General features: G+C 47.3%; 6 protein-coding genes. All 6 read left to right on the forward strand.

Annotation, left to right across the window (positions count from 1 at the left end; all coding sequences use genetic code 11):
• Nucleotides 1–281: 281 nt before the first annotated feature.
• Nucleotides 282–1487 carry an ROK family transcriptional regulator gene (locus M0Q40_11995; protein ID MCK9223316.1) on the forward strand — a complete coding sequence of 402 codons (1206 nt, stop codon included), beginning with the start codon at nt 282–284 and terminating at the stop codon, nt 1485–1487.
• 520 nt (nt 1488–2007) lie between these two features.
• Entirely contained in the window at nt 2008–2937 is a 930-nt protein-coding gene (locus M0Q40_12000; GenBank protein ID MCK9223317.1) for an ROK family protein, read from the forward strand.
• A gap of 11 nt (nt 2938–2948) precedes the next feature.
• On the forward strand, nt 2949–4352 hold the full coding sequence (locus tag M0Q40_12005; protein ID MCK9223318.1) for an SIS domain-containing protein: 1404 nt from the start codon (nt 2949–2951) through the stop codon (nt 4350–4352).
• A 168-nt stretch (nt 4353–4520) separates the two neighbouring features.
• Nucleotides 4521–5456 (forward strand): ABC transporter ATP-binding protein, encoded by a 936-nt coding sequence (locus tag M0Q40_12010; GenBank protein MCK9223319.1) that lies wholly within the window; start codon nt 4521–4523, stop codon nt 5454–5456.
• Nucleotides 5457–6635 (forward strand): ABC transporter permease, encoded by a 1179-nt coding sequence (locus M0Q40_12015; protein ID MCK9223320.1) that lies wholly within the window; start codon nt 5457–5459, stop codon nt 6633–6635.
• On the forward strand, nt 6635–7717 hold the full coding sequence (locus M0Q40_12020) for an ABC transporter permease (GenBank protein MCK9223321.1): 1083 nt from the start codon (nt 6635–6637) through the stop codon (nt 7715–7717). The genes M0Q40_12015 and M0Q40_12020 overlap by 1 nt, the downstream gene beginning before the upstream one ends.
• Nucleotides 7718–8561: the final 844 nt, after the last annotated feature.

Here is an 8561-nt window from a genome sequence, read left to right on the forward strand (position 1 = left end):
GATGGACTAAGGTAATGCGCAATTGGGGTACAATATACTCACAGTTGACTGTCTACTTTGGAGAACGGGTCACAAATTACTCTTAGGAGGATTCGGAGTTTACACAGTTAACTTGACGGTCTCCCTTCTTTAGTATAGCAATCATACCGTATCCAGTGCCGAAGAAGATGCTCTTGTTGGCATTTTCGCGGATAATTGCATATTCGTTCCCTCATCTGTTAGAATATATATGTAACTCCAGCAGAACCTTGCAGAATACTTTTGAGTTAGGGTAGAAGCTATTGACAAAACAATCTCAGGGAAGCAACCAAAACACTATCAAACAGGATAACTTAGCCCTGGTCTTAAATACCATTCGGCTACATGGACCAATTTCCCGTGTTCAGATCTCAGAAAAGGTAAAACTAAGGACATCAACGGTGACGAATCTGACGAGGGAATTGCTGGAAGTGGGTTTGATCGAGGAAAGTGGTACTACTGTTTCTAAAGCTGGTAGAAGAAGGGTTTTTCTACGTCTTGTGGCAGATGCGTACTATGTTATAGGGATAGAGCTTTCCAGGAATTTTGTGCGATGCCTTTTGACGGACCTTGGGGGGAATATCATCCACCAGAATCAGCGAGCGATTAAGCCTAATCGCACCGTTCTTATAGACAGTTTATGGGAAACCGTAGACGAGTGCATCCATGAGTCGCACAAGCGGGGTAAAATGGTGATTGGACTGGGGATAGGTATACCGGGCCCTTTGGATGCCGCATCAGGTGTGATTAAGTCACCACCGAATTTCGCTGGATTAGACGAGTTTCCTCTTAAGGCAATTTGCGAAGAACGATATGGTATTCCCACAGCGATCGATGATGATGCAAGAACCGCGGCGATGGGCGAGGCTTGGTTTGGAGCTGGCAAGAATCGCACAGACCTTGTGTATTTGTCTGTGGGCACTGGTGTTGGTGCAGGCGTGATCATCGGGGGCCGGATTTACCGTGGGAAGCATCAATTGGCTGGACAAATTGGACACATTGCCGTAGACCTCAAAGGAGAAAGATGTGCCTGTGGGAATACAGGCTGTCTAGAACTATATTTATCTATTCCTGGTCTGGCGAAAAGCATCTTCGGCACCATACCTACTGATACCAAAGCTGCGTTAATGAACCTTAATAAGAAGGATGAGCACTTCGACAAAGCCTTTGCGCAGGCCCTGGATTACTTAGAATGGGCCGTGGCCTCTTTGATTAACCTGTATGACCCCGAATTGCTCATTATTGGGGGTCAGCTGATTGCGTTATGGCCGGAATTAGTAACGGAGGTAACTGAAAGAGTAAGCAGACGGGGTTTTGCCTCCCAGAACTGTGTTGAGATCTGTGCTTCCCCTCTGAGTGATGATGCAAGTGCCTTAGGTGGGGTTGCCCTTGTATTGGATAAGTATTTCTCAGATCCCATATCCTTGCTTTCACTAGAAGATAGAAAGGACGTACATAGTGCCCAATAGGCCACGGGTGGTTTTCTGCTCTTATTAATTGGTGTTGTAACTGTACTTGTCAAGGACTCTAGTATTTGTGTTGATCAGACTTGACGCTTCGAATAACCCACCAGTCTCCATCTGCAGATCTGACTCGTTCGTAAATGACCAAAAGCGAGACTGGCAGAAGTCACCGACTATTACTTCCGCATGCCTTCAAACATTCACACCGAAGAAGTTTTTGAATCACCAACCAAAGTGCTCCATGATCGTCCAATAAGGATACAGGTGAATTCTTTAGGCAACTCTGTCTTAACCATATAGTGCGATGAAAGGAACTTCTTGTTCACAGAAATAGCAATCCGTGTTATACTTGATTCATTGAATGAACTAAACTAGCGGTATGTCAAACTACCAGGAGGATGGTCGTGGCTAAGACCGGACGGTGTGGGCTTAGCAGCGTAGATCACGCGCGGAAGCATGTGGTAAGGAGGACGGACTGTAATAATGCGAGATATAGTCTTGCTTAGCAATAAGGAGAATAACTGAAATGAGTCTATTTGGATTAGATATTGGTGGGACCAAGTGTGCCGTGATTAAAGCTAATGAGGACAACAGGCCAAACACTGTGAAACGTTTTGCTACTTCGGATGTAAACACAGCTTTACAGATGCTTTTCAATGCCATCGTGGATCTAGGCATAGAATCCGAACCCATATTTGGGGTCTCGTGTGGTGGCCCCCTAGATACGAAGAAAGGACTGATCCTTTCTCCGCCTAACCTGCCGGGCTGGGACGAAATCCCTATTGTTGATCTGTTGGAGGAACGTTTTGGCGGTAAGGCCTATCTGATGAATGATGCTGATGCTAGTGCCATTGCTGAATGGAAATTTGGTGCCGGTCGAGGGAGTGAAAGCATGGTCTTTCTCACCTTTGGTACTGGTATGGGTGCCGGCTTAATCCTTGATGGGCGTTTGTATACTGGAAGCCTTGGATTGGCCGGTGAGGTTGGACACATTAGAATGGCCGAGACGGGCCCCAAGGGACATAATAAGTACGGATCCTTTGAGGGATTTTGCAGTGGGGGAGGAATTGCTCAATTGGCTCAGGAACGGGCAAGAAAGCTACAAGGTAAGGTCAGCTTCAATCCTGGAACCATTGATCAGATTACCACAAAGGATGTGGGGGAAGCTGCTGCCCGCGGCGACGATATAGCCCAGGAGATACTAGCCCTTTCAGGCAGCTATCTGGGGATGGGCTTGGCAATCCTTATCGACTTACTAAATCCAGAGGCCATTGTCCTTGGCAGTATCTACGGACGATGCCAACAGTTCCTTGAACCAACCATGCGCCAGGTCTTATCCGAAGAGGCGTTGCCAATGTCCCTTGCGGCATGTCGTATTCTTCCTGCTGCTTTGGGCGAGGAGATTGGCAACTACGCGGCAATCTCCGCAGCTTTGTATTCCACAGGACGTTTTTAGGAGGCAGTCCAATGACCGATCGCAATATTGACGCAAATAGAGCCAATGATACAGCCTATACCCATTCCCAGGAGTCAGACCGCAAAGCTTCGTTTAATCTGCAGAGGACTCTCAAACAGCTTGTAGACTACAAGAATAGTGCTGTTCCGGTAATTGGGTTTGTGGATCATGAGTCTTTCTCCGAAGAGCTTGTTTCTTTCTTGAATCAGCTTCTAAGTAGAGGGTGTATCGACTATTTGATCTTAGACGGTGAGGTATTGCCGGAGGAATTTGAGTTAGCCATGCATGGACAGTTGGGTCAAGGCTCTGCTAATAAGCAGGTAGTTACACATCTTAACGAAGCGGTACGGAAGGCCGCATGGGATGGTCTGGGTCTAGGGGCAGGAGTAGGTCGATTCATGAGGAATCATTCCGAGCACTTTTCCCAACTGGAGTACTCTATGTCTTACAATGCTTGGCACGCGGGTGTCCCATGTTGTGTATATCCTGAGTTGACACCTTTAGGTCTGTGGCGATCCTCTAATACGGCTGCGTGGGGTGCTACCCTGGGCCAGGATCTTGCTTGTCTAGCCGGCTTTCTAGCAAAGACAAAGGAGATTGCCCTAGTAGGTACAACTGGTCTAGCACCAATGCGAAGGCTCTTGGAGGTCCTTGGTTTTGACGTGGGGGTTAGTGGGGTCGAAGTGGATGTGCTACGAACACCGCTTGCCATGGAAAGCCTATCGCAAGACCTCTGTTATAATCCGGTTTGCAGCAAGAGCGAAGGGAGCAATAAGCCTTGGGTGCTCCAAGAGTTTGAACGGCGTAATCCTCATTTACTGGATGTAAGCGGGGATCTGTTACGTGCATTTAGCGCTTGCAGGTTATCCTTAGAACAGGGCGGTACTATCTATGTCTATGGGAATGGGGGCAGCATGGCCGATGCCCTGCACATATCCGGAGAGTTACTAAAATCCTATTTGCTTCCCAGGGAAATTGACCAGGCGAGAAAAGAGAGGCTGCAGACATGTTGGGGAGGCAGTGAGCTTGCTGCCAATCTGGAAGGTGGGCTTCGTTGTGTTGTACTAGGGCTTAATCCTGCATTGAGTACTGCTGTGGATAATGACTTTTCCATCAGGTACATGCAACCGGTACAAGAACTATGGGCCCTTGGTCGACCTAATGATGTATTTATCGGTATTAGTACCAGTGGTAATGCGGCGAATATTGCCTACCTAACCCAAGTGGCGCATGTTAAGGACATGACGGTGATTGGTCTTACTGGCCCCGACGGCGGCAAACTTGCACAGATGGCAGATATTTCCATTAAGGCACCCGGACAGGGTACGGATCGAATCCAAGAACATCACATTCTGATCTATCATTGTCTTTGTCAGATGCTCGAAGAACACTTTTTCGGGAAAGCTAGATTGTGACTTTCCCCAACAGGTGGCCGGAAGCTGGTAGTCAGATAAGTCTGTAGTCTTCTCCCCCACAGGATTCCGCATACTATGATAGAATAGTGTATGTATGAATGGCATCGGTTTAAGTTTTACATTTGAACTAGCCACTCCCCTCCGGGAGTAGAAAGGGGAGTGGCTTTCTTGGAGACTGCAGATATGGTTGCGAAGGTCATCGAAGTACATGATTTGCGGAAAGCATATGGTCCTGTTAAGGCAGTAGATGGTGTCTCATTTCATGTCCGAAAGGGAGAGGTTTTCACTTTACTAGGTCCAAACGGTGCTGGAAAGACGACTACGATAGAAATCCTCGAAGGACTAAAAAAACCCGACTCTGGTCGGATCATTATTATGGGGCAGGAGTGTGAGACCGTTGGGCCCCTGCAAAAAGATCGAATGGGTGTCCTCCTCCAGGATACTAGGTTTATTAGCAGGCTGCGGGTTATTGAAGTCTTAGAAGTCTTTTCGTCCTTTTTCTCAAGGACGTTACCGGTGGAAACCATCCTTGAGCGGGTTTCCCTAACGGAGAAAACACGGGCATACGTTGAAGAACTCTCCGGAGGCCAAAGGCAGCGACTATCTATTGGTTTGGCATTACTTAACGATCCTGACATCATTTTTCTGGATGAGCCTACCACGGGACTAGACCCCCAGGCACGACGGAACATCTGGGAGTTGATAGGCTCCCTCCGCGAGGACGGCAAATCTGTTTTCCTAACTACCCACTACATGGAGGAAGCTGAATACCTTTCGGATTATGTATATATCATGGATCGGGGGCAGATCATTACCCATGGTACTCCCCGAGAGTTGATCGACCAACTTGGTCAGGATAACATTATCGAGTTTGCCAAAGCTACCCTGAGTGATGTGCAGGTACAGCAGCTAAAGGCACAATTCGAGCAGATTAGTGAAAAAAATGGGCGCTGGTTAGTCTATACCAAGGACATCCTTGTGGCATTGCCTGTGCTTCTTGACTGGGCAAAAGGGTCCAATGTAGTGTTAGAGAACCTAGCACTGCGGCAGCCGAACCTAGAGGACGTTTTCCTGTCCATGACGGGAAGGGGGTTGCGGGACTAAATGCGTGCAGCAAGAGCCATCTTCCGGCAATATCTACTTACCGCCTTAAGGGACCGATTTGACCTGTTTTGGACCTTGGTGTTTCCAGTGATTCTCATGACGATTCTAAACCTGGTTTTTGCCAATGTGGGTAATCAGGCTGCTGTGACGATGACAGTTGGTCTTGTTAACTTAGATCAGGACTACCCGGAGGGTGTAGCAGCCATCGTTGAAAGGACCCTTCTTGAGATAAGCCAGCAGGAGACCTGGCTTAAGGTGCACCAATCCCATAAAGGTCAACAGGCGGAACTAGAAGCACTGGAAAAGGGCAAAAGACACATTGTCATTGTGATCCCCGCTGGTTTTAGTAGTGCAGTACGCCGCAATCTGCCGTTGGCGGCCGGGAATCAGCCCCTTATCCCTGCGGAGATTATGGTATATAGCCGTCCCAACGATCAGTTGTCTGAAGCGGCGGTATCTGCCTTTGGACAGGTCTTAAACGGCATTAACAAGAGTATTGCCATAGAGGCAGGTTTTGCTGATCCTAGGATGCTAGTGGGCTTTAAAACCTGTGAGGTTGCGGTACAGGGCAGGGTCTTTTCCTTTGCCAGCTACATTATTCCCGGAATACTGATTATGAACTTTTTGACCACTGGGTTATCTGTTGTGGTGGGAGGGCTTTTAGCATACAGGGATCGAGGGGTACTACGACGTTACTTTGTGACCCCTATCTCCACAGGCAGCTACTTTCTCGGTTTGCTCTTTTATTTTCTTCTGACTTGCCTCGTGCGATCTGTCGTGGTTTACTTCTTTGGAGCCTTGGTTTTTCATGCAAAGCTCAACCTACTTACACCGGCAGCCCTTTTCTACTTGGTGTATGCGGTAATTGTGCTTCTATCCTTTGGTTTTTTCATTGCTGCAGCTGCCAAGAACGTCAGTGCAGGGGCGGCTATGGCCAACATTGTGACTTACCCGATGATGTTTCTAGGTGGTCTGTTCTTCCCAGTATTACAGGCACCGCCGGTGATTCGTTGGATCGCTTTAGTTAATCCGGTCACCTACTTGGCCAATGGACTCAGAGACGCCCTCGGTGTTTATCCTTCGGAAACAACAACGCTGCTAAATGTTCTAGTTCCGGGCCTGTGGTTAGTTTTTTGTCTACTGTATAGTCTGAAGAACTTCAAGTGGGAGGTCAACTGATGCGCCAATTAATCGCCTTGTTTCGGGCACTAACTCTAAACTTCATCCGGGATAAGCAGTCGGTCTTCTTTTCCTTAGCCTTTCCCCTTGTCTTTCTTCTAATCTTTGGCTCTGTCTTTCAGGATAACGATGTTATGTCCGATGCCGAACCGAACGTGAGTATCTCCGCATACTTTGACAAGAAGGCTCCTGGCAGTAGGGAGCTTGAAGAGGTGCTTGCAGGTATGGAGCATCTTTCTATTTCCCTAGCCCCAAGTCGCGAGGCTGCTATAGAGGATGTCCGAGATCGTAACGTTTCCTTTGGTCTTAGCTGGGATGGTGGAGAGCTCGTGTTTTATATGAACCCTGTTTACCTACAGCAGAAGTCCTATCATACCCAAGTGGCTCGGTCCATTTCCGACGCCTTTGATAAAAAACGGGCAGGCATCGTTGATTTTATGGTGGTAGCTGAACAAGAGGTTGTGGCCAGAGCGGGGATTACCCACTTAGAATACATGATCCCTGGGATAATCGCCATTGCCATTTTGTCCACTGGTCTTTCCACTATTGCCGGTTCTCTAATGCGCTTTAAGGAACAAGGTGTACTAAAGAGAATGCTTGCCACACCCATGCGGTTTGAGCTTTTTCTAATTAGTCTGATCTTTACGCGGATGTTGGTTGCCTTTGTTGCCGCACTAATCATTCTGGTTGTAAGCCACCTGGTCTTTAAAGTCCAGTTCTCCATTAACTGGCCGTTATTTGTTTTGTTTACCATGGTATCAACCTTTGCCATGATGGCCTTTGGCGCCTTGATTACACTCTTTGTCTCTAAAGCACAAACAGCAGGGCAACTAGCCGGTGTGTTCGTTACGATCATGATCTTTTTCTCAGGGACTTATTTCCCTATGGAATTACTTCCCGATTACCTATTTCAATTAGCGAAGTTTCTGCCATTGACCTATGTGCATGAAGGAATGAGGTACGTCATGCGGGTGGAGACGCTGAACATACAACGGTTTTCTAGTATTGTGACGATCATGGTTTGTGTATCTTTGGTGATCATCTGGTTTGTGGCGAGACGTCGTAGCTGGCAAGAAGCTTAGTCCTACAAGAGCTTCTTAGGACATCCCTGGCGTGCCTCTGTGAATTCGAAAAAAGGGTTTGTTAACATGGGTGCAGGTAACGAGCGCTAGCGGGATGTAGGCGATACTTCCGCTTTTCCAAGGAGCAGTGGGGCAGGTATTGGCAACTGCTTCCGACCCGATATGATGCTCGCACCTAGACTAAGGGTGTCTAATCCGAGGAATTGCTAGGCTATTGTGGGAAAATCATCCAGGTATATAGTTGACTCATACTCGCGATGTGCTTGACAAAAACTGGTCCCTTTGATATTATAAAGGAAATAAACTGTCGGTTGTGTCCGCTTTCGAGACTGGAGAAATGGAGAAAAGTCGTTCGAGCAGGGCGTCATTGTGATGCTTGCAGAACGGCGTTTTTGTGTTTTCTGAACTAATCGTGTATGAGACTATTGTTGTGATTAGCTAGCTTAGGATCGCCTATTTGGCAAACTAGATGACCAAAGGTGAGCGAATAGCGGATGACATGTGAATAACGAGCTTTCATGTATGTAGGCCCAAAGGTAACTGTAAACCATTGGCGATGATATTAGCAGTGACTACATAGACTGCTTGGCCAGGTTAAGGGGAACAGATTAGCTAGTCCGGTCTGCTTGTGTTCTGAACTCCTGTGTTTGTCAACATAAAAGTGATCCACGTTCTAACGTAAAAGTGATCCACTTTTTCTAATCTGAAAGTGATCCACCTGGAAGGATGTTAGGCCTTGATGGATCACTTTATTCCCAACTTAGGTATTTTCTTCTAGTTGCATGCGGTCTCTCAGTCTATACGAATTACCATTCATATTTAGGATTATAGCTTTGTGAGCCAA

It is taken from the genome of Limnochordia bacterium (genome assembly GCA_023230925.1).
Lineage (GTDB): Bacteria > Bacillota > Limnochordia > DUMW01 > DUMW01 > JALNWK01.